Here is a 23,342-nt window from a genome sequence, read left to right as displayed (position 1 = left end):
TCAATAAATGAAAAGAGCTGTTCGTTATGAATAGCTCTTTTTTCGTTTTAAGCCTACAATCAAAAACAAATCAGCGCTTTACAACAATATTGATTTTTTGGCGTTAAATTTGCAGCACCAAAAGAGCCTGAAAGGCGAACTGCTGAAGCAATCAATCAATCAAAAAAATCAATCATGTTAAAACAATTTTTCATCGTTTGCTCCGGAGCAGACAAAGACATCCTGGAGGGATGCTCCCAAGGAGAACAAACTAAGTATGTGGGCATTGGCGCCACCGTTTTTTTTACAGCAATTATGGCCTTTATTGCCAGTGCTTACGCGCTCTTCACCGTCTTTGACTCTATTTATCCCGCACTAATTTTTGGTCTAGTATGGGGATTACTTATTTTTAATCTAGATCGTTTTATTGTTTCTACCATTCGAAAGAGAGATCGATTCTCAAGTGAATTTCTACAAGCCACTCCCCGAATTATTTTAGCCATTATCATCGCTATCGTCATTTCAAAACCATTAGAAATTAAAATTTTCGAAAAGGAAATCAACACCGTTTTATTGAAAGAAAAAAATGCGATGGCTCTCGAAAACAAAAAAGAAGTCGCTACTTATTTCCAAACGGATTTAGATAAAAACAAAGCGGAAATTGACAGTTTAAAATCAGACATCGCCAAAAAAGAGAAAGAAGTCAATACGCTGTATGAAACCTATATCACGGAAGCCGAAGGAACCAAAGGAACCATGAAATTAGGCAAAGGCCCCGTTTTTAAAGAAAAAATAGCCAAACACAATCTCGCTTCAACTCAACTGGATACCATTCGAAAAAACAATTTGGCAAAAATTACCGAAAAAGAAAACAAGGCAAAACTTCTTCAGGCTGATTTGGACAAAAAAGTAAGCGAAACACAACCCATCATTGATGGTTTTGACGGTTTAATGGCACGAATAAATGCTTTGAATAAATTGCCTTGGCTGCCTTCATTCTTTATCATGCTGTTATTCTTAGCTATCGAAACTTCACCAATCATAGCCAAATTACTTTCTCCAAAAGGAGAATACGATTATAAGTTGGAAGATCTGGAAACCGCTTTAAAAACGACGCTGTCACAAGACAAATACCAAAGAGAACTTTTGGTAAAAACCAGTGCTACGATGCACGATAAAGTATATGCTGATATCGCCGAAGATAAAAAGTTATATGATTTACAAAGACAAAAAGCGACCGAGCTTCTGGAATTACAAGCTCATAATTTTGTCGAAAAACAAAAGAAAACTTTATAAAAAAGAGGCTGTCCCAATAAAGACAGCCTCTTTTTTATTACAAAACAATCATCCTCTTTTCTGTATTTGAACAAATCCGTACAGCCTCTAAATCCTATACTATATTAACCCTAAATTATTCTATTTTATCATATTGCAACTAAAAAATAATTAAGACAAAATAATCTCCTATTTTAGTCCAATAACAAAAACCAATAAGACTAAAACGATTTATTTTCAGCTAACATGAAACACAAGAATACCACTTTATTACTCTTAGCATTTGCTTTTATTAGTATTGGACATGCCCAAAAAAAATTTCCTAATTTAGAAAGCAGCAAAAACAGCTTAAATTACAAAGGAAGACCGTCCAATGCTAGCGATAGAAAATCTTTAGCCTTTTCAGACAAAGGAGCTTGGTTTGCTTTTGGATTTTTAGAATCTTCCGCAGCACAAGGCGGTTTCTCAGGACCTTATTTATTGACAGAACAAAACGGAGTTTGGATCAGTCCTTCTTTTATTTCCCTTCATTTGATGAATGAAAATCAAAAAGAAATTATCGACTGGAAAATGACTTTGGTGAACCAAAACAGCTATAATAGTCATTTGGAACAGGAATTTAAAAATGACAAAATAACCGTAAAACAACAATTGTTTTTTGTTTCCGGCCACACTGCACTACAAAAAACGACCATCACCAATCGCTCCTCACAAAAAATAAGCTTATTTCCCTCTTGTGAATCGAAATTATTTTTGGATGATTTACAATTATCGAAAGAAAATCAACAACTAAAAATCGTTTCCACAAAAAGCGAGGCCATTGGATACATTCAATTTTCGAATGCTACAGCTATTGAGATTACAAAAGAAGGATACAAAGTCCAAATTGAAAAGCTAACGCTAAAACCAAATGAAACCAAAGAAATATTGGTTTCACAAACTTTCATTTTTCCTCAATATTCCTGGCAAAAAGAAAAAGAATCATTGACAAAAATTAACTTCGAAACAGAACTGGAAAGAAACAAAAAAGAGAAAGAACTTCAATTGGCAAAATTAATAGCCAATAAAAAAGACATCTACAAAAACGAAATTTATTCGAATTTAGTGGCTAAGCTGGTACTCACCCTGCAAAATAACACCCGAATTGCAGCAGAAGGTCTGCGTCACGATGGCCTTTTTCCGAGTTATAATTACCAATGGTTTAATGGCTTCTGGGCTTGGGATAGTTGGAAACACGCAGTAGCGGTTGCCAATTACAATCCTGAATTGGCAAAAAACCAAATCAGAGCCATGTTTGACTATCAAGAGCCGAATGGTTTTATTCCTGATTGTATTTACAGAGACCACTTGATAGAACAAAATAATTACCGAAACACAAAATCCCCTTTGGCCGCTTGGGCTGTTTGGAAAACTTTTGAAAAATCAAAAGACAAAAAATTCCTAGCCGAAATGTATCCAAAATTGAAGGCATATCACAACTGGTGGTACAAGGAGAGGGATCATGATCAGGATGGTTTATGCGAATTTGGTTCTACAGATGGCACGCTGATTGCGGCTAAATGGGAAAGCGGAATGGATAACGCAGTCCGTTTTGATAATAGTACTATTTTAAAAAATAGCGAAGGAGCCTATTCTCTTGATCGTGAAAGTGTAGACCTAAATAGTTTTTTATATGCTGAAAAATTGTTTTTAAGCAACATCGCGGCTATCATTTCATTGCCCATAGAGACAGCGACTTTAAAAAAAGAAGCCCTACATTTAAAAGAAAAAATTCAAAAGCAATTTTGGGATCAGGAAACAGCTTGGTTTTATGACAGTACCATCGATGGAACCACTTTACTAAAAGATATGGGATGTGAAGGCTATCTGCCTATTTGGGCCAAAGTTGCCACTCCAACACAAGTAAAAATGGCCAAAGAAAATATGATGAATCCGGCTATTTTCAACACCTTTGTGCCTTTGCCAACTCTGGCCGCCGATCACCCGAAATTCAAACCCGAAGGTGGATATTGGAGAGGACCAATCTGGCTGGACCAAAGTTATTTTGGCATAAAAGGCTTGTATAATTACGGCTATACTGCCGAAGCCAATGAATTATCTCACAAACTAATCCACAATGCCGAAGGAGTCATGCAAGCGGGCGAAGCTATTCGGGAAAATTATCAACCCTTAACCGGAAAAGGATTAGAATCTTTTAACTTTAGCTGGTCAGCCGCGCATTACCTGATGCTATTATTAAAAGAGTAACCTATAACGCAAACATTTACAAACCAATAATTCTATTATCTAACCAAAATGAACAAACGAAACGATTTACTGACAAAAATTCTTTTTGTAATCCTAAGCATCATCCATTGCGTGCCTTCTTTTTCCCAAGAAAAGAAAGATGCGCAGCGTTTTTTTCCAAAATCCGATTTAATGAGTATTGGTGTTTACTATTATCCGGAACAATGGCCAAGAGAACAATGGGAACGCGATTTGAAAAACATTAAAAAACTGGGTTTTGAATTTACCCATTTTGCCGAATTTGCATGGACATTCATGGAGCCCGTAGAAGGGAAATACGATTTCAAATGGCTGGATGAGGCTTTGGCGCTAGCCGAAAAATCAGGCCTTAAAGTAATCCTTTGTACTCCCTCATTAACACCACCGGCCTGGCTAGGAGAGAAACACCCCGAAATCTATTTGATCGATGCCAATGGCCGCCAAAGAGAACACGGCAATAGAGCCAACGTCTCGGTTACCAACGAAAAATACCGTGAATATACCGATCAGATCGTAGCCGAATTGGGCAAAAGATACGGAAAAAACAAAAATATCATGGGTTGGCAGATTGACAATGAACCCTTGGCTACTCCTGATTTTAGTCCATCAGCTCGCAAAGCTTTTCAAAATTGGCTTAAAGCCAAATACAAAACTATTGACAAACTCAATACCGAATGGATTGGCAGTTTCTGGAGCACCCGTTATAATAATTTCGAACAAATTGTATTGCCGAATACTGAAATCTATGTTGAAGACAAACTGAGTCCACACGCTGTTTTGGACTTCAAAAGATTCACCGCCGATGCGCAATCAGAATACCTGAACAGACAAGCCGAAATACTAAGAAAATATACCGATCCAAAACAGTGGATCACGACCAATTTCACCAACGTAACCTATGATGCCGATCCTAGACGCGCCAACAAAATGGATTTCATCACCTATACCATGTATCCTGTGAGCGGAAGAAATACGTTGGGAGGCAATAATTTCAGAATGGGATCACCTTATAAAATTGCTGAGGCCAACGATTATTACCGATCCATCAATGGGGTAACGGGTATTATGGAACTACAACCGGGTCAGGTAAACTGGGCTTCCATTAACCCACAACTACAACCCGGGACAGTACACATGTGGCTGATGCAGGCCTTTGGTGGCGGATGTTCTTTTTCGAATACCTACCGTTACAGACACCCGCTGGGAAGCAGCGAAATGTACCATGACGGAATTGTAGGTACTGATGGAGTAAGTCTTTCTACAGGAGGAAAAGAATTTGTACAAGCCATCGAAGAAATGAAAATGCTTCGCAAAGAATACAATCCAAAAGCAGTCATCCCTAAAGAAATTGCCCAACGTAAAACCGCTTTTCTTTGGAACCACGAAAACCTATGGGATTTGGAAAATCAAAAACAAACGGAATTCTGGAACACTTGGCAACACCGCAATTTCTATACGGCGGCAGTAAAATCAACCGGGGCACCGATGGATTTTATTACTGAAGAGGATGATTTTTCTCAATATCCGTTTATGGTGGCACCCGCCTACCAATTGATTGACCAAAAACTGGTTGACAAATGGACTAAATATGTCGAGAACGGTGGGAACCTTATTCTTTCCTGCCGTACGGGTCAAAAAGATAAAAACGGCCATTTCTTTGAAGCCAATTGGGCCGGACCAATAATCCCTTTAATTGGAGCTGACGTGGAGTTTTTTGATATGCTTGTGGCTGATGTGCAAGGAAAAATTAAATCCGGAGAAAATAGTTACCAATGGAGAACCTGGGCTGATGTCTTGTCTCCAAAAAAAGGAACAGAAGTATTGGCTACTTATGCAGACCAATTTTATAAAGATAAAGCAGCAGTGATCACTCGAAAACTGGGCAAAGGAAGCGTAACGTATATAGGCGTCGAAAGCAACGATGGAACTCTCGAGAGAGAGATGATTCGAACTGTTTTTAACCGTGCTAATGTAGCTATAGAAAACCTGCCAAAAGGAGTCTATATCGACTGGAGAGACGGTTTCTATGTAGGTGTAAATTACACCGACGAGGCAATCCAACTTCCAATTCAAAAAGGAAGCAAAATCTTGGTTGGTGAAAATCCATTGCAACCGGCTCAAGCTGTTATTTGGAAATAAAACAACATTCCTATGTGGTAAAGCTATCCAAATTAATACTGAAAAACTTTACGATAATCTCCAAAAAAAAATAGGCCGTCTCACAAGACAGCCTATTTTTTTTCTAAAAACTCTATTTAACAGAAATATACTGATTTTTACTAAGAATCAAATGATTACTCTTAGTCTTGGCTTACTGTTTAAGCCCATTTATTTAAAAACCTCCAAAAACGGCATCTAAATTATCGACAAATTCATCGGCATTTTCTTTACTGAAAATAATCGGTGGTTTTATTTTTAATACATTGTACAAAGGTCCGTCGGTACTAATAAAAAAACCGCGATCCTTCATTTTTTCAACGATATGGTCAATTTCTGGAACGGCAGGTTCGAGTGTAATTCTGTCTCTCACTAATTCTACCCCAACAAACAATCCGTTACCGCGCACATCGCCAATGATATCGTATTTCGGTTTTAATTCCGCTAATCTTTGCACTAAATAATTCCCCACTTCAAGCGCATTTTGCTGTAATTCTTCTTCTTCGATTACATTTAAAACCGCTAATCCTGTTGCCATTGATACCGGATTTCCTCCAAAAGTATTGAAGTATTCCATCCCATTATTAAAAGCATCGGCAATTTCTTGAGTGGTAACCACCGCCGCCAAAGGATGCCCATTCCCCATTGGTTTACCCAATACCACGATATCTGGTACCACATCCTGCAGCTCGAAACCCCAGAATTTCGTGCCCACACGACCAAAGCCAACCTGAACTTCATCGGCAATACAAATACCGCCTGCTTCTCTTACTTTGGCATACACTTCTTTTAAGTAATTTGGTGGCAATGCAATTTGTCCTCCTACTCCCAATAAAGTCTCGCAGATGAATGCTGCCGGTTTTTTAGATTCGGTTTCCAATGCAGTTATGATACGATCAACATCTTTGGCGTATTTTTCGCCGGCTTTAGAGTCGCCGTATTTGTACTCCCCTCGGTACATATCCGGATTTTGTGCTTTGTGTATGTAAGACATTTTTCCAAAACCACCTTTACCGTCAAATTTATACGGACTCATCTCGATTGCTGTCGTTGAAGTTCCGTGATAAGCGTGATCCAATACAATGACATCTTTTTGTTTGGTAAAATGACGGCTCATTCGAATAGCCAAATCATTGGCCTCACTCCCCGAATTCGTAAAATAACAAACCGTTAATTCTTTGGGTAAAGTTGCCGTCAATTTTTTTGCGTAATCTATAATATTGGTGTTCAAATAACGCGTATTGGTGTTTAATGTGGCAATTTGTTTTTGCATCGCTTTGACCACCGTAGGATGACAATGCCCCACATGACTCACGTTATTCACACAATCCAAAAAAGTATTTCCCTGATCATCATAAAGGTATTGAAGCGCCCCTTTATCAATTTTTACTTTTTTAGCATAGCTGATACTTAAATTCTTCCCTATGTATTGTTGTCTTTCTTTCAGAATAGTCTCGTGATTGTCCTCTGGATGTATCACCGGAGAAAAACCACAGGCCAACCTAAATTCATTATGCGCCTTTAAAGGATTGATGCGAATGAGCTGGTGGAGTAATTTCCAAGCTGGTTTCTCGGTAATAAAATGGTGTTCATTCGTGCTGTCTTTCGAATAATTGTAAGCCGATTGGCACAAACTAATACAAAGTCTGCCTGCAATCAGATAATACAACAAAGAAAGCTCTTGAGCTGTCAAAGGCATTTTCTGATGGTATCCTTTTACAATTTCGGCAGCTACTTCAAGCGGATTCTCGGTATCGAGCATTGCATAAGTACAGGCAATAGCCAAATTATTGATCAATGAAGTATGTACCATATCGCCAAAATCAATCAATCCGCTAACCGAATCTCCGTTTACCAAAACATTATAATCATTGGCATCATTGTGAATCGTTGCTGTACGCAAGGATGAAATATTCGGACTTACTTCTGTTTCAAATTGCAATAGAAAATAAGCGACTAAACGTCGGTTTTCATGAGATTGGATACAAGCCAAATTTTTTCTTGCGTCTAAGGCATTTTTGACATCCCACTCATAATAACGGTTGGCCGCGGGATGTTTGAAATCTTTCAAAAGCGCATCCATTTCGCCTAAAAACCTACCCAAATTTAAAGCCAAAGCTGGTGATTTATGCTTTTGGTTCACCCAGAAATCGCCTTCCAAAAAGCTGAGTAATCGATAATAATAAGAGAATCCTTCAATCGTTATTTGACCTATTTCCTGCTGACTTTCATTTGTAAGATAGTGCTGGAATTTTTCGGCCATAGGACTTTTGGCAAGTAGTTTTACCATTTGAACCTGTGCATCCAAGAAATACGGATTGTGTTCTTCGGTAGCTATTTTAAAAATATATTTTTTATCAAAAGAGTCTGTAAGTAAAAAGTTCAGCTCATCATATCCGTTAAGGATTTTACAGCTAACATCTAACCCATATTGCTCTTGGATAAGGTTAATTATAAAGGATTCGGTAAATTTCATAATAGGAATTTCGATTAATTGTAGTTATTATTAGTTGTGGTATTATTGTTTTTTAAGTAGTTCTTCGATATCGTTTATTTCTATTGGCATTGCCTCCGAAAGATTTATATTTCCGTCTTCAGTAATTAGATAATCATTTTCTAAACGACAGCCAATTCCTTCTTCTAGGATATAAATTCCGGGTTCGCAGGTAAGCACCATTCCTTTTTTGAACGGGCGGGAATACAATCCCACATCATGCACATCCAGTCCTAAATGATGCGCCGTTCCGTGCATGAAATATTTTTTATAAGCTGGTGCATCCGGATTTTGGTTTGCGATTTCATCGGCAGTAATCAGCTCTAATTTAACTAATTCTTTTTCGACTAAGGCGGCCATTTGTTTTTCATAATCTGCGGACAAAACTCCCGGTTTTAACAATTTGGAACCTTCTTTCAAGCAATGCAAAACAGATTCATACACCGCTCGCTGACGAGGAGAAAAAGATCCGTTTACTGGTACACATCTGGTGGTATCTGAATTGTAATTGGCATAACAAACACCAAAATCGAGCAAAACCATTTCGCCTTCCTTGCAAACAGCTTCGTTTGAATTATAATGCAGCGTGCAGGCGTTTTTGCCCGAAGCGACAATCGGCTTAAAGGCGTGACCTCTAGCTCCGTTTTTTATCAATTCATAAGTGAGTTCAGCTTCTAGTTCAAATTCCTTTACATTGGGCTTAACCGCTTTCAAAAGACCTTTAAACCCTTTGACGCTGATAGAAACGGCTTCTTTTATAAGATTTATCTCTTCTTCGGACTTGATTTGTCTGAGTTCACGCATGATTTTTGCTGCGCGCTTATATTCGTGCAACGGATATTTTTCCTTGCACCATTGAATCATGCGATCTTGTCTGGTTGTCATTTCTGAGGTAACCCTTTTGATATGTTCGTTATGACCCAGATAAAAAGCATCGGCCTCAAAGGCGAAAAGTTGCAAAGTGCGCTCCATCTCATGAATCCACTTTACATTTTTAACTCCCGAAATACGAGACGCTTCCTCCTTTGTCAAGAAATCGCCTTCCCAAAGTTTAGTGTGCTCGCTGACTTCTTTTACAAATAAAATCGCCCTGTTTTCTTCTTTAAAAGCATCCGGGTACAAGATCAAAACGGTCTCGTCTTGATCAATTCCTGATAAATAAAATAAGTCATTATTTTGGGCAAAACCCATTACATCATCAGCATTATTAGGCATCACGTCATTAGAGGACATAATAGCAATACTGTTAGCTTCCATTTTTTCGGAAAAACGTTTCCTGTTTGCAATAAATAAGGAAGTAGGAATCGATTTATATCGCATATTTTTATAATTGAAAGTTTTTTGCTAAGATACAAAAGGACTATTTAGAGATAAATGAAACTATAAGCATGCTTTTCTCTCTATTTAAGGTATAAAATTATATATTTTTCACTTTCAAAAATATTTAATCTCCACAACTTTATACTTTTACAAATTACCTCAATATGATACTATATTATCTCATTAGCTGACTTTATGAAAATAAGCGAATAATATAATCTTGTTTTTTTGAAAAAATAAAATATATTTGAGATCTATATACATTGCTAATCATGAAAGTTTTTCCATTTAAAATTCCAAAATCAGGAGACGAATCCATTATTTACCAAGAAGATATAGAAATGGTTTTTTATGATAAATTACATCAACATGAAGAAAACCAAATCAGTTATATCAAAAAAGGAGAAGGCAGCGTTTTAGTAGGCGACACCTTTTCTCACTACGAGCAAGGCGATATTTTAGTCATAGGGAGTTATTTGCCCCATGTTTTTAAAAGCGAAAGCAATGCAACAGAACCCTCCATCATGCAGTCCCTTTTTTACACTTCGGCCTCTTTTGGAAAAGATTTCTTTGACCTGCCTACTTTTAAAAGCATCCAGCCTTTTTGCGAAAACAACCGAAACGGTTTCATTATCAAAAATGCTCCAAAAAAAATTGTCAACTATTTCAAGAAATTCAAAACCGAAAACGAGTTTAATCGATTTCTTATTTTTCTTAAAATTTTAAAATACCTTACAGAAGCGGATAAACAACTACTGTCAAACTATATTTACGAAAGAAAAATTACCGCTAATGAAGGCAAAAGAATGCAAATCGTGTTTGAATATGTGATGAATCATTATCAAAGAAACATTACTCTTGACGAGATCGCTTCTATATCAAACATGACTAAAAATGCTTTCTGCCGCTATTTTAAAATTCGAACCAAAAAATCTTTTTTTCAATTTTTAATCGAAATCAGGATTGAAAGGGCAGCCAAATTATTGTCCCAAAAGAATGAGCTTTCCGTGCTGGAAATTGCTGAATCCTGTGGATTTAACAATATTTCCAATTTTAACAGGCAATTCAAGACACTTAAAAACATTTCTCCGCTGCAATACCGAAAATTAAACTCATAAAAAAAGCTGCCTTATCACAGACAGCTTTTTTTATGAATTAATAATATGTAGCATTACATATAACCCAAAATCTCTTTTTTGTAAGCGTCATATTCCCCTTGTAAAATCAATCCGTTATCCAGAAGCTTTTTATAATTTTGCAATTTTTCAAAAAGTTCGTCCTGAGACAATTCACTCAACAATCGCTCTTTTGAAATTTCAGGCGTATCAAAATTGCTTTGACTTTCTCTATTAAAATCCGGCGGACTTACCGTCATTATCTCGGCAAAATCAACAACTTCTTCCGTTTCCATTTCCTCTACAAATTCTAGTTCTGCCTCAATCGCAACCTCAGGAATTTCATCAATAACTGTGGCATTTACTATGGAACCGCTTTTTAAAATATCCAATTGTTCTTTGGCGTAAGTAAAAATCTTTCGAGCTTGGATTTTAGGGATATAATCAATAGAAACTTCCATATTCGTTTTGGTTGAAAAAGAAAATTCTGAACCCAAAATATTTTCTTTTACAAAAGTTCCTTCTATTTCGTCCCAGGTATAATCAATAAAATTCATTGAAAGACCCAGATTTTTTGGCTGACAAATGATAATCCTTTTATTCGTCATCACAATGCTGTCCGGTAAAACGGTAATTGCCGGTTTTTTTTGAACTGCTATATACCCTATTTCTTCATTTTTCATCAATAAATCATCCAGCTTTGAAGTGATTTTCTCAATGGCTTTAGGGTCTTGTTCCTCGTTTAGGAATTTTTTGATTTGTTCTTTCATTTTTATGCTGAATTTATAGCGTAGCTTTTTTTATTTGCCTCAAAAAAGACCTCGCAAAAGTAATACCTAATTTTATAATTCCGTTATTTCGCTCTGCAATTTCTTTGTTAAACTTTTGAAAACCAAATCATAGGAATGATCGACCAGCTCCTTCACAAAAGCATCCGAAACTCCCTTATTCACAGCAATGGTGTTCCAATGAATTTTGCTCATGTGGTATCCCGGTTTGATATCTTCATACTCAGCGCGCAATTCCTGGGCCCGTTCCGGATCGCACTTTAGGTTAACTTCCGGTTCCCCTTTCTCCCATTGACTCAGTGAAGACAGCGCAAACATTTTTCCGCCCACTTTAAACACCAAGGTGTCTTCATCAAAAGGAAAGTGCTCCGTCACGCCTTTTTTGGAAAAACAATATTCATAATAGGCTTCTAGATTCATGTTAAAAAACTATTTTAAATTATAAATGTTGAATTATAAATTTTTTATTTATCCTCTAAAGCAGAATACAACAGCGGTTTACTCGGGCTGGCATCATTTTCAAAAGAAACAATTTGCAAATTCAGCAGATAGCTTCCGTCCGGTACTTCATCAGCAACAAAAATCATTTCAGTTATCGTGCAATCCAATCTGGCATCTGCATTCAAATTTATTACATCTTTGACATTCCAGAATGCTTTGTGCGCCAGCAATTTTCCCTCATCATTTTCCCTATCCACACTCGGTAAATCAATCAGTAAATGTCGAATCCCGCTTTCGCAAATGAAACGCGCAGCAGCTTCAGACAGATAAGGCGGATTGGTATTGGAATATTTTAAGGATTTCTTTTCGGCTAAATTGGGAAGTGTCCTAATAATAAGTGCTTCTTTTGGAACACCTATTTTCATTGTCACATCGAGAGCTACCAAAACACTATCCATAGTTATCACCAAATCTTCTCCTTGCACTTCTGGTTGGATTGAAATCAATTCTGCCATAAAGAAAAACTCTTTTAAACATTGATTGATGCTGTAAAAATCCCTCGTAATATGTCCCAGACATTCAGTGTGAGTGCCGTGACCATGGGGATTGAAGAAAATGTTATTGAAATTTGTCGAAGCTCCTTTATCCACACTCCCAATCCATTCGGCAAAGCGAACAGGCTCAATAACCGGTTTGTCTATATACCAGGCAATGGGATTTTCATCCGTATTTGTTAATGGGATTGAAATATCAATAGGATTTGATAAATCGACTTGCAATATAGTATTGTTGTGTTGAATCGTTGCTTTCAATGGAATGATTTTATTCCAAATTTACCAAAAACATATCACTTGCGATCCCGTCCGTCAAAAACTTTCCTTTTGGGGTCGGTTTTAGAATGTTGTTTGCGATAAAAAGCAAATCGTCATCCAGAAATTTCTGAGCTTGTTTCAGCAAATAATTTAAATAATCGCTTCCAAATTCAGTTTCAACTCGATCCAAAGAAACACCCCAAATAGTCCGCAAACCCGTCATAATATATTCGTTATAGCGATCCGTCACGGAAAGAATTTCAACCTCATTTGGCAGTTTATTCTCTTGAATTGATTTTAGGTAAATTGAATTGTTAGCAATATTCCAACTTCGGGAAACACCATCATAACTGTGCGCCGAAGGACCTATTCCGATGTATTTTTTTCCTAGCCAGTAGGCCGAATTATTTTTTGAAAAATAATTTTCTTTACCAAAATTTGAAAGTTCATAATGAATAAAACCATGCGTTTCCAGCGTTTCCACTAAAATCGAAAAATGTACCGAAGCCACTTCATCATTGGGCTGGGCGATTTTTCCGGTTTGGATTAACTTACTTAAGGCCGTTTTAGGTTCTACCGTCAACGCATAACTGGAAATGTGCGGTATCCCAAAAGACAGCGCCGTATCAATATTTTGTTTCCATTTCTCATTACTCATTCCCGGAACGCCATAAATCAAATCAATCGAAATATTATCAAAATACTTCGTCGCCTCTTGCAAACATCTTTGCGCTTCCGCCGAATTATGTGCCCGATTCATCATCAATAAATCATCCTCAAAAAAAGACTGAATTCCAATACTTAACCGATTAATTTTACTTTGAGACAATTCCAGAATTCGTTCGCCTGATAAGTCATCGGGATTGGCTTCGAGTGTAATTTCTGGATTTTCAATGACCGAATAACTCTCATAGACAGCATCAATCAAAAAATTAATTTCATCCGAAGTCAATACACTGGGGGTTCCTCCTCCAAAATAAATCGTTTCCACAACTTCATTTTCAGATTCGTTTTTGCGCATTTGAATCTCCTTGGCCAAAGCCAAAACCATATCGTCTTTCTTCTTCATCGAAGTCGAAAAATGAAAGTCGCAATAATGACACGCTTGCTTGCAAAAAGGGATGTGAATGTAGATTCCTGACATTTATTTAGTGTTCAGTGATCAGTAATTAGTGATCAGAACTGCTAACTGAACACCGAATACTGATCCCTATTTTTTTACTCGTTCTTGATTTTGTTGTACAAAAGCATCCCAGCCCGTATAGCTTTTTGTTCCGATTACTTTTCCTGAGTTGAAAAAGTGACAAACCGCAGCCGCTAATCCATCGGTGCTATCGAGGTTTTTAGGCAATTCTTTCAAACCCAAAAGCTGTTGTAGCATTTTGGCTACTTGTTCTTTACTGGCATTTCCGTTACCCGTTATCGCCATTTTTATTTTCTTGGGTTCGTATTCCGTAATAGGAATATCTCTCGAAAGTCCCGCTGCCATTGCTACTCCTTGTGCTCTGCCCAGTTTCAACATCGATTGTACGTTTTTACCAAAAAAAGGGGCTTCAATAGCGATTTCGTCCGGATTATGGGTATCGATTAACTCAATGGTACGCTCAAAAATAATTTTCAACTTTTGATAATGGTTGTCGTATTTAGACAATTGCAGTTCGTTGAGCTGCAAGAATTCCATTTTCTTATTAACAATTTTTATTAACCCAAAACCCATTATTGTTGTCCCCGGGTCAATTCCTAATATGATGCGTTCGTTTGCCAAAAGATTTGTTTAAAGTTTAAAGTTCAAAGTTTAAAGTTTTGTTTCTTTGCACCCATGATTTCAATTCCTGACAAAACTAAACAATTCCTCGTTCTTATAATCAAAGTTTTGATTGTGGGTGGCGCATTTTATTTTATTTACAATCAATTGGCCCATAATGACAAATTGGACTGGCAAAAATTCTTGGTTTTATTCCAAAAAAATCAGTCGGTTTCCGGGATTGCTTTTATCTTGTTGTTGAGCGTTTTGAATCGTTATTTTGAAATTTTAAAATGGCAAAATCTGGCTTCATACCTCAACCCCCCATCTTTATCCGAAGCCACCAAACAAGTTTTGGCTGCGCTAACGGCTGGAATTTTCACACCCAATGGCATTGGTGAATATGCCGGAAAAGCCCTGTATTATGAAAAATCAGAAACTAAAAAAGTAGTATTCCTTAATCTGATTTGTAACGGAATTCAAATGGTTTTGACTGTAATCATCGGAATATTGGGTTTGCTTTATTTTAATGCCCAATACAATGTGATCACCACCAGAACGGTCGCTATTCTTTTTGTTGTTCTCACTTGTATTTTCATTTTATTGTTTTCGGTAAAAAAACTGGCTATCAAAGGCTATTCCATCGAAAAACTGATTCATAAAATTAACGAAATCCCGAAGAAAATTCATCAAAAAAATATCCTTTTGGGCTTGTGTCGTTATCTTGTTTTTTCGCATCAATATTATTTTTTGTTTTTAGCTTTTGATGTCGACCTGCCTTATTTGACACTGATGTCTGCCGTAACCAGTGTTTATTTCTTGGCTTCTTCATTGCCCACTTTTCAGTTTTTGGACTTTGCCGTAAAAGGCAGCGTAGCCATCTTTTTCTTTGGGATTCTGGGCGTAAACGAATGGATTGTCATTTTTGTATCGACATTAATGTGGTTCTTAAACGTGGTTCTACCCGTAGTAATAGGCAGTTATTACGTATTAAGTTTTAAAACCAACCGGCTTTCATGATGATGTTTTTATTCCTCATATTGACCGTTTATTTCGCAACCATTGGTTACTTGATTTATGGTTTTTCTAAAATAAAAACAGTTGAAGCCATTGACTTAAAGCCAAAAACCAAGTTCACCATAATAGTCCCTTTTCGGAATGAAGCCCAAAACTTGCCTCATTTGCTGCATTGTTTTTCCAAACAGCATTATCCGATGGATTTATTCGAAGTAATTCTGGTTGACGACGATTCTACTGATGGATTTCGAATTTCCAGTTTCAGCTTTCCGGTTTCGGTTATTCCTAATATAAGAATTTCAAATTCGCCCAAAAAAGATGCGATAATAACCGCATTGAACCGCGTTACAACGGATTGGATCATCACGACTGATGCCGATTGTGTCGTGTCTGAAAACTGGCTTTTAACCTTTGACAATTACATCCAGCAAAACAAGGTTTCCATGATTGCCGGAGCCGTGACTTATGATTGTGACAATACTTTTTTGCAGCAATTTCAACAATTAGACTTAGCCAGTTTACAAGCTGCGACAATGGGTAGTTTTGGGATTGAGAAAGGATTTATGTGCAATGGCGCTAATTTTGCTTACACCAAATCTTTTTTTAATGCCTTAAACGGTTTTGATGGAAATGACAAAATTGCCAGCGGCGACGATGTTTTCTTGTTGCAAAAGGCTATGGCAAAATGTCCTGAAAAAGTGCATTATTTGAAATCAAAAAACACAATTGTTACGACAAATCCATTGACGGATTGGAAATCTTTGTTTTATCAAAGAGTGCGTTGGGCTTCTAAAACAGCGGCATACCAAAGTAATTTCGGACAGTTTGTAGCCATCATCGTTTTTGTTGCAAATCTGGGCTGGATTTTCAGTTTGGGCTTGGGAATTTTTGGATTAATTCCTATTGAGAATATAATCCTTTTCCTAATTATCAAATTTATAGTTGATACTATATTAATCCATAAAACAAATACTTTTCTGGGAAACAAAAGTCATTATCTTGTTCTGGGCAGTTTGATTTATCCTTTTTTTAGCGTCGGGGTTGCTCTATATTCACTGTTTGGAAAGTACGAATGGAAAGGCCGGCAATTTAAATAGATGTTGTGGTAACAAAGAATGCCTTAGCCCAGATGGAAGCGGCATCCTTTTTCTTTTTCCTTTAAAAAGAAAAAGATATAGCGAACAGCTGGAAAAAGCTCCAAAAAAACTACTCTACTTTAATAATTACGGGAAGAATAAACTGCGTTTTTACGGGAATTCCGCGTTTGATGGCAGGGTTGACTTTTGGAAAATCAACCAGTCTGGCATTCAAGATGCTGTCTATTTTAATGGTATCATAAGCCACTGAATCTTTGGGAAACTGAGGTTCAAATTTCATCTTTGCATTTGGAAAAATCGTCACCTTGACTTCTATGGTGTCGAGTTCAGGATAAAGAATCGAAAGGGTGTCTATGCTGAGTTTTTCTTGGATTAACTGGGCTAAATACTCAAAAAAACATTGCTGACGCTGGGTCTTATTGCCTAATTTATCACAATCTTTAAATGATGGATATTCGTCCACTTCTTTCCAATTGATGGCTTTCAGTTCCTTTTGCAACAATTCCTTTTCCGAAGGCACTTGCTTTTCGAAATGCTGGCAGGAAGTAAAAAGTAAGAATACTAAAAAAAAGTAATAGTGCTTCAATGTTTTGTTTTTGAATTGGACTAATATTCTATAAAAATACAATTATTATTGGTGTGACGCTTTCGAAAGCAAATAATGGTTATTTTTATTGTTCAAATTTACTAAAAATTAATTTATGGACATACTGCTATTGATTCTTGGCTTAGGCTGCATATTTATAGGCATTTTGGGAAGCTTAATTCCTGTTCTTCCCGGCCCAAGCATAAGCTGGATTGGTTTGCTACTATTATACCTTACTAATGCCGTCCCAACTAATTATTGGATTTTAGGCATCAGCTTATTAATAACAATCATCATCACCGTATTAGACTACCTGATTCCGGCCAAAGGGACAAAGTATTTTGGGGGCAGTTCTTATGGTATTTGGGGAACAAATATCGGCTTGCTTATTGGTTTTTTTTCTCCTATTCCTTTCGGGTTCATCATAGGCGCTTTTGTTGGAGCTTTGATCGGAGAGCTCGTGTATGATTCTAAAAATCACAATCGGGCATTGAAAGCAGCGACAGGCTCGTTAATAGGATTCCTTGCCTCTACTTTTATGCAGTTTTTAGTAGCTGTGCTTTTTATGGGATTATTTATCGCGATTGTATGGCAATACAGAGCCAGTTTGTTTTAAAGATTTTGGGATCACAACATTCTTAAACCTACAGATAATAAAAAAAGCCTTTCAGTTACGAAAGGCTTTCCCCAATATTAGCGGTCTGGACGGGACTCGAACCCGCGACCCCATGCGTGACAGGCATGTATTCTAACCAACTGAACTACCAAACCTCTGCTTTATTGCGGTGGCAAAGATACAATAGATTTTCGTTTATACGCGAAAAAACTAAAAAAATTTACCTTAAAATTTTACTATGTAAATCTAGCTTCTTTAAAATCAAAAAAGCCGTTCGCCGAGGCGAAAAGCTTTTCATTGGTCTAACTACTAAACCGGGTTAGCTTACAAAGGCTAACCAAACAACACAACTAGCTTTAGATACTTTATAGGGGCAAAAAAGCCTTTCGATTACGAAAGGCTTCCCCAATATTAGCGGTCTGGACGGGACTCGAACCCGCGACCCCATGCGTGACAGGCATGTATTCTAACCAACTGAACTACCAAACCTCTGCTTTATTGCGGTGGCAAAGATACAATAGATTTCCGTTCACACAAGCATTTTTATTAAAAATATTTCGCCAAAACATTTCCATTTACCCAAAGTTTTGTTTCTCAGCTAAATATGTCAAAATTATTTTTTCGAAATTTTCTCCAACACTCACAGGAACATACTTAATTCTATTTTGAGCACAGCTTAACGCAAGTCTTTTAAAGTATAATTGGGTTTGTTTTTCATATTCCAGCTTTACATTATCGGCAAAAACAGAAATTTCCTCACCCGTTTCCACATCAATAAACTTTCTGGGAGCATTGTCAAAATCAAAATTAAGCTCCGTTTTATGATCCACAACATGAAAAAGAACCACTTTATGCTTATTCCTTTTCAAATGTTGCAAGGCATTAAACAAATCTGCTTCGTTCTCAGATTGAAACATATCAGTAAACAGAATAATCATCGATCGGCGATGCATCTTTTCGGCTATTTGATGCAAAAAGGCAATCGTATCCGTTCTTTTTCGGGCTGTTGGCTTTTCCAAAAGATTTTCGAGCGCGTTCAAAACCATTCTATGATGGCGATCACTGCCTTTTTCAGGGGCATAGTACTCATAGCTATCCGAAAAGACACTCAAGCCTATGGCGTCTCGTTGCTTCTTTAAAAGATTCATTACAACCGCCGAAGCCAAAACCGAAAAACCAATCTTGCTTTCAAAAAAATTTTGCGCTTCTTTTAATTTAGGATAATGCATCGATGACGAATTATCAATAATGATATGACAGCGCAAATTTGTTTCTTCCTCAAAGCGTTTAGTATACAGACGATCTGTTCTGGCAAAAAGCTTCCAATCGATATGCCTGGTGCTTTCGCCCATATTATACACTTTATGCTCCGCAAATTCAGCCGAAAAACCATGAAAAGGACTCTTATGCATCCCCGATATAAAGCCTTCCACTACTTGATTAGCCAGTAATTCCAGGTGTTGAAAACTGGAAATTCTCTCTATTTGCGATTCGATTTTCATTCTGCTTCTTTTTTTATTTCTTGAGCGCGCGATAAATCATCCGTAGCCTGCAATAATTTTCTCTTTAAAATTGGACTAAATTTAGGGTTTTCTTTTAAAAAATCATTGACTATCTCAAAAGCATCTGCAGACGAGTACTTGCCAACACTATTAACGAGCCATCCTTTTGGAAAGAAAATATCTCCCGTGAGCTGAACCTCTTCAATCAAATCCAGGCATTCTCTTAAATACTTCTTAGACCCTTGCTGACGCAACGGATGATGAATATTGGCCAAAGCCAGCTGTACCCATGATTCTTTTTCCCTATTCTTTTCCTGTTTTAACGATTCCATAAAAGCGTCCCTAACCAACTCGTCATCTGACAATGAAGGAAGCAAAAAATCAAATCGCTTTTGCTTATCTGAATTACTGATTAACTCCCTGGTTTTCTTAATTATTTCGACTGATTTTTTATGTTTATAAATAGTCAGATTCATCGCCATATTTACATAATCATCTTCATTTAACTTCAAATTATCAATCACAACCTCCTTATTCCAAAGCTGATATAATTTTTCCTTTGCCGTTTCAGAATAAGCCATCTCTCCAAACAAGACAAACAAAGTCTTCTTGACATTAGCAGGCAAATCTTCTTGCAACCTTTTATTCAACATGGTTTCGAGCTCTTTCTGACAGCCATGCTGTTGTTTTACGGTTAGAAATTTCCAAAAGAGTGAATTCAATTGACCGGACAAAAGCTTTGCAACCAACTCATTCTCCTCCTGAACGATTCCTTTCAAACAACTTTCAAAAGCCTTTACGGGCGCAATTTTTCCTGTCAACGTATTCTCATAGAGATTTATATAACTGTAAGCCCGTGCTACCTCATCTTTTATTTCGGGGATTTTATCTAAATTATCTGCATCTATTGGAAATACCCCGTATCCGTATCCATTGTAATTATAAATAATCGAAATTGGCTTTGGCAAACCTATTGCAGCTTCCACTTCAGTAAGTCCATCTTTCACCACTACCTTAATTCGCTTGGTCTCATCTGGATATAGCAAACCTATTTCAAAAACCTGAGGCCATACATTCAAAGAAGAATCCTCGGCCTGTTGTCGTATTACAAAGCTTTTTATTGCACCTGTAGTATCGTATGCTATTTGATCCGTAAACAACGCCCTTCCGGATTGATTTACCCATACATCACTCCATTTTTTGATATCAACTGGAGTTTCCTTATCGAATATAGCAACTAAATCCCCCCAATCAGCATTAGAATTTGCATATTTGCGGATGTATTTCTGAATGCCTTTTTGAAACGCCTCACCCCCCATAGTTGCTTCTAACTGTCGCATCATAATAGGCGCTTTGTTGTAAATTATACTTCCATAAAGAGAACCCGCATCTTTAAGATTAGCTAAATTTTGACGAATAGGATGCGTTCCTTTGGTACGGTCTTCTCCATAAGCACTCGGATAATGAGCCGTGAGAAACTGCAAATTATGATTAATGTCCGGAAAAGCCGGATTCATTATTTTGTCTGCCATAAAATTAGCAAACACTTCTTTCATCCAAACATCGTTAAACCATTTCATGGTCACCAAATCCCCAAACCACATATGCGAGGTTTCGTGAGCAATCAATTTTCCTCTGCTCAGTTTTTCGCTATTGGTTGCGGCATTATCTAAAAACAAGGTTGATTCCCTGTACTGAATCGCACCTACATGTTCCATTCCTCCATATTGGAATACCGGAATTGTAGCAAAATCCATTTTCTTAAACGGAAAAGGATATTGGGTATATTTTTCTAAAAAAGAAACAGCCTGACGATGCAAACTAAAAATAGGCCCCATACTCTCTTTCAGTTTTTCGAGATCATTCTCCCGATACAAAAGCGTCATAGGAAAGTTATCGAGATTTTGAGAAACGTTTTTAAACGCCCCTGCCACAAAAGAGAACAAATAAGTACTCATCTTATCCGACTCTTCAAACTGGTATTTGATAAAATCTCCCTGCTCCGTTTTTTGGCTAAGCGGAGCTCCAGCCAAAACCAACCAATCCTTAGGCGCTGTTATCGAAAGCAGATAAGTCGCCTTAATATCCGGCTGGTCAAAACAAGGAAACAAAGTACTGGCACGATCCGGCACCAACAAGGTATACAAGAAATCATCGTTTCTGTTCAATGATAAATTTCCGGCTATAAATTCAATTTGAATGGTGTTTTCCCCCTTAAGTAAATGCGCACTAGGAATTATTAAATGCTCTTTATCGTGCAAAATAATGATGGTCCTGCCATTGACAAGGACACTTTTCAGATTCTCTTTCTTTTCGTTAAAATCAAGATACAACGGTTCGCCCAGATCAGTAAGCCTAACATGCAAAACCAGTTGAGATAAAATAGGACTTTCCTTTTTTTCCGGAATAGCAAATGACAATTCATAAGATACTCCCGAAACTTGTTTTTTTCGAAAGACAGCCAACTCCTTAGAAATCCCATTTTCTAACAGCAAAGCCGGTTTCTTAACCGATTGGCAAGAAAAAATCATCAAAACACAACACAACAAACAGGAACTGATTTTCATTACATGAAAGATTTATATTGGCTAAAAATAAGAAAAGGCTTGACTTTCGCCAAACCTTTCTATATAAATCATAATCTACTGATTACAACAAAGCGTCTAAACTATCTGCATAGGTTTGTTTAGGAGCTACTCCTACTTGTTTCCCTACAACTTCTCCGTTATGAAAAACCAAAACCGTTGGAATGTTTCTCACTCCGTATTTTGCAGCAAATTCTTGGTTTGCATCAACATCTACTTTCCCAATTACTACTTTTCCTTCGTATTCAGTACTCAATTCGTCAATGATTGGACCTACCATTCTACAAGGCCCACACCATGCTGCCCAAAAATCCACCATTACCGGTTTGTCTGATTTCAAAACTACTTCTTCAAAAGTAGCATCTGTTATTGCTAATGCCATATTATTTGTTTTTATTTAAAGTTTAAAAAAAGCCTTGATCGAATTCAAAACTTGGATACAAATTTAGAAATTAAAAACAAATCAAACACTATTCACAAATTAGTTTTGATTATAAACACATTGTCAATAGCTATCAAAATGCATTTATAACAAAAAAAGGCTGCCATAACTGACAACCTTTTTACAAAATATATTTTTTCTTAAAACTGTTGTATTATAGACTGTATTTCAAACCTAAAGTCAAACCTAAACCACTAATTCCAACATAAGAACTCAATTCGTCCATTGGTTTAGAAGAATCAGTTCCATTAGGGTTCGTTAAGGCATTATTTGAGTTTACATTCAAACGATCTACATAGTTTGTATGAATCTGCGCTTGAGTTCTACCTGCTAATGCATTTGTTCCGTTTACAGTAAACTCAGTAGTTTCTTTAGTTTTTCCATGCACCGTAAAGTTGCGGTATTCCAATTCAGCAAAAGCAGAGATTTTCTTCCCTAATTTATATGATGTTCCCAAAGCCGACATGAATCCTACCGTTGGATTAGGTTTTACCTTATCAACACTATGAACATCTCCAAAAGCAGTTGGTATACCTGTCGGACTAAAAGCAATTGGTGCGTATGCATCAGAAGTAATTTCCAAATCTCCGTGAACAGGTACCAAAACACCCACTTTTGTATAAGGCTCAAAACCTTTGTGCTCTCCTAAGAACAACACCAAGGCTGGAGCAACATCAAAAGCAGTAATTTGACCTACTGATTTAAAACTATAAGCACCATTTGCTGTTATAGGCACATCTGAAATAGTTTGCGCCATTGTTTTATCCTTACTAGAATAATAATTAACCCCCATTTCAACACCTAAACGGGTATTGAATCTATATCCTGCCGTTATTCCAGTTCTGAAACCTTCACCAAAAGAGCCGGTAACACTTTCTTCCGAAGTTAATTTTCCGCCTACATAAACTTTATTTAATGCTGCATTACCTCCCACAGTTGGGAATTCAGTAGCCGCAGTTTGAGTAAAATAAGATCCTCCCAATTTAAAATACCAACTTTCTTTTTTGTCAGTTTGCCCCATCATAGTCAAAGAGCAAGCCATAAATCCTAATAAAAATAGGTTCTTTTTCATAATATTATTTTTTGTTTTACAGCAAACATAAATAA

The 23,342-nt window shown here is 37.0% G+C and carries 19 protein-coding genes and 2 tRNA genes; 7 read left to right on the top strand and 14 right to left on the bottom strand.

Annotation, left to right across the window (positions count from 1 at the left end):
- The first annotated feature begins 174 nt into the window (after positions 1–174).
- The 3 genes from BUB25_RS15095 to BUB25_RS15085 all read left to right on the top strand — a co-directional run bounded on the left by BUB25_RS15095 (position 175) and on the right by BUB25_RS15085 (position 5,658).
- Positions 175–1,275 (top strand): DUF4407 domain-containing protein, encoded by a 1,101-nt coding sequence (locus tag BUB25_RS15095; RefSeq protein ID WP_072945798.1) that lies wholly within the window; start codon positions 175–177, stop codon positions 1,273–1,275.
- A gap of 225 nt (positions 1,276–1,500) precedes the next feature.
- Complete coding sequence (locus BUB25_RS15090) at positions 1,501–3,501, top strand: MGH1-like glycoside hydrolase domain-containing protein (RefSeq protein ID WP_072945796.1); 2,001 nt, start codon at positions 1,501–1,503, stop codon at positions 3,499–3,501.
- Between the two features lie 48 nt (positions 3,502–3,549).
- On the top strand, positions 3,550–5,658 hold the full coding sequence (locus BUB25_RS15085; RefSeq protein WP_072945794.1) for a beta-galactosidase: 2,109 nt from the start codon (positions 3,550–3,552) through the stop codon (positions 5,656–5,658).
- Between the two features lie 193 nt (positions 5,659–5,851).
- On the opposite strand, the gene BUB25_RS15080 is transcribed toward BUB25_RS15085, so the two are convergent.
- A complete protein-coding gene (locus BUB25_RS15080) occupies positions 5,852–8,152 on the bottom strand; it encodes an aminotransferase class III-fold pyridoxal phosphate-dependent enzyme (RefSeq protein ID WP_072945793.1) in 2,301 nt (766 codons plus the stop codon).
- A gap of 42 nt (positions 8,153–8,194) precedes the next feature.
- On the bottom strand, positions 8,195–9,490 hold the full coding sequence (locus BUB25_RS15075; protein WP_072945791.1) for an aminopeptidase P family protein: 1,296 nt from the start codon (positions 9,488–9,490) through the stop codon (positions 8,195–8,197).
- Between the two features lie 272 nt (positions 9,491–9,762).
- Between BUB25_RS15075 and BUB25_RS15070 the strand changes: the two genes are divergently transcribed.
- Positions 9,763–10,608: an AraC family transcriptional regulator gene (locus BUB25_RS15070; RefSeq protein ID WP_072945789.1), complete on the top strand. Its 846-nt coding sequence runs from the start codon at positions 9,763–9,765 to the stop codon at positions 10,606–10,608.
- Positions 10,609–10,661: 53 nt separating this feature from the next.
- Here the strand turns inward: BUB25_RS15070 and BUB25_RS15065 are convergent, their stop codons facing one another.
- The 5 genes from BUB25_RS15065 to ruvC all read right to left on the bottom strand — a co-directional run bounded on the left by BUB25_RS15065 (position 10,662) and on the right by ruvC (position 14,411).
- Positions 10,662–11,375 carry a PH domain-containing protein gene (locus BUB25_RS15065; protein WP_072945787.1) on the bottom strand — a complete coding sequence of 238 codons (714 nt, stop codon included), beginning with the start codon at positions 11,373–11,375 and terminating at the stop codon, positions 10,662–10,664.
- 72 nt (positions 11,376–11,447) lie between these two features.
- Positions 11,448–11,813, bottom strand: a complete 366-nt coding sequence (locus tag BUB25_RS15060; protein WP_072945786.1) for an MmcQ/YjbR family DNA-binding protein — start codon at positions 11,811–11,813, stop codon at positions 11,448–11,450.
- Positions 11,814–11,857: 44 nt separating this feature from the next.
- A complete protein-coding gene (locus tag BUB25_RS15055; protein ID WP_072945784.1) occupies positions 11,858–12,646 on the bottom strand; it encodes a cyclase family protein in 789 nt (262 codons plus the stop codon).
- Positions 12,647–12,656: 10 nt separating this feature from the next.
- Complete coding sequence (gene hemW / locus BUB25_RS15050) at positions 12,657–13,790, bottom strand: radical SAM family heme chaperone HemW (RefSeq protein ID WP_072945782.1); 1,134 nt, start codon at positions 13,788–13,790, stop codon at positions 12,657–12,659.
- Between the two features lie 66 nt (positions 13,791–13,856).
- On the bottom strand, positions 13,857–14,411 hold the full coding sequence (gene ruvC / locus BUB25_RS15045; RefSeq protein ID WP_072945773.1) for a crossover junction endodeoxyribonuclease RuvC: 555 nt from the start codon (positions 14,409–14,411) through the stop codon (positions 13,857–13,859).
- A gap of 54 nt (positions 14,412–14,465) precedes the next feature.
- Between ruvC and BUB25_RS15040 the strand changes: the two genes are divergently transcribed.
- Entirely contained in the window at positions 14,466–15,410 is a 945-nt protein-coding gene (locus BUB25_RS15040) for a lysylphosphatidylglycerol synthase transmembrane domain-containing protein (protein ID WP_072945772.1), read from the top strand.
- On the top strand, positions 15,407–16,504 hold the full coding sequence (locus BUB25_RS15035; protein WP_072945770.1) for a glycosyltransferase family 2 protein: 1,098 nt from the start codon (positions 15,407–15,409) through the stop codon (positions 16,502–16,504). The genes BUB25_RS15040 and BUB25_RS15035 overlap by 4 nt, the downstream gene beginning before the upstream one ends.
- Before the next feature lie 109 nt (positions 16,505–16,613).
- Here BUB25_RS15035 and BUB25_RS15030 read toward each other — a convergent pair whose 3' ends face one another.
- Positions 16,614–17,090 (bottom strand): hypothetical protein, encoded by a 477-nt coding sequence (locus BUB25_RS15030; RefSeq protein ID WP_072945845.1) that lies wholly within the window; start codon positions 17,088–17,090, stop codon positions 16,614–16,616.
- A 115-nt stretch (positions 17,091–17,205) separates the two neighbouring features.
- Here BUB25_RS15030 and BUB25_RS15025 point away from each other — a divergent pair, with 115 nt between their 5' ends.
- Complete coding sequence (locus BUB25_RS15025; RefSeq protein WP_072945768.1) at positions 17,206–17,706, top strand: DUF456 domain-containing protein; 501 nt, start codon at positions 17,206–17,208, stop codon at positions 17,704–17,706.
- Between the two features lie 81 nt (positions 17,707–17,787).
- Here the strand turns inward: BUB25_RS15025 and BUB25_RS15020 are convergent.
- The 6 genes from BUB25_RS15020 to BUB25_RS14995 form a co-directional block, all read right to left on the bottom strand.
- A tRNA-Asp gene (locus tag BUB25_RS15020) sits at positions 17,788–17,861 on the bottom strand.
- A gap of 260 nt (positions 17,862–18,121) precedes the next feature.
- Positions 18,122–18,195: transfer RNA gene (locus tag BUB25_RS15015), tRNA-Asp, on the bottom strand.
- 86 nt (positions 18,196–18,281) lie between these two features.
- Positions 18,282–19,208 (bottom strand): DUF58 domain-containing protein, encoded by a 927-nt coding sequence (locus tag BUB25_RS15010; RefSeq protein WP_072945766.1) that lies wholly within the window; start codon positions 19,206–19,208, stop codon positions 18,282–18,284.
- Entirely contained in the window at positions 19,205–21,775 is a 2,571-nt protein-coding gene (locus BUB25_RS15005; protein ID WP_072945765.1) for a M1 family metallopeptidase, read from the bottom strand. The genes BUB25_RS15010 and BUB25_RS15005 overlap by 4 nt, the downstream gene beginning before the upstream one ends.
- Before the next feature lie 82 nt (positions 21,776–21,857).
- Positions 21,858–22,175 carry a thioredoxin gene (gene trxA / locus BUB25_RS15000; RefSeq protein WP_072945763.1) on the bottom strand — a complete coding sequence of 106 codons (318 nt, stop codon included), beginning with the start codon at positions 22,173–22,175 and terminating at the stop codon, positions 21,858–21,860.
- Between the two features lie 214 nt (positions 22,176–22,389).
- Positions 22,390–23,307 carry an outer membrane beta-barrel protein gene (locus BUB25_RS14995; RefSeq protein WP_072945760.1) on the bottom strand — a complete coding sequence of 306 codons (918 nt, stop codon included), beginning with the start codon at positions 23,305–23,307 and terminating at the stop codon, positions 22,390–22,392.
- Positions 23,308–23,342 lie beyond the last annotated feature (35 nt).

Source organism: Flavobacterium granuli (genome assembly GCF_900129705.1).
Taxonomy (GTDB): domain Bacteria; phylum Bacteroidota; class Bacteroidia; order Flavobacteriales; family Flavobacteriaceae; genus Flavobacterium; species Flavobacterium granuli.
Note: the sequence above shows the minus strand (reverse complement) of the source record. Positions and strands in the feature narration are given on the sequence as shown.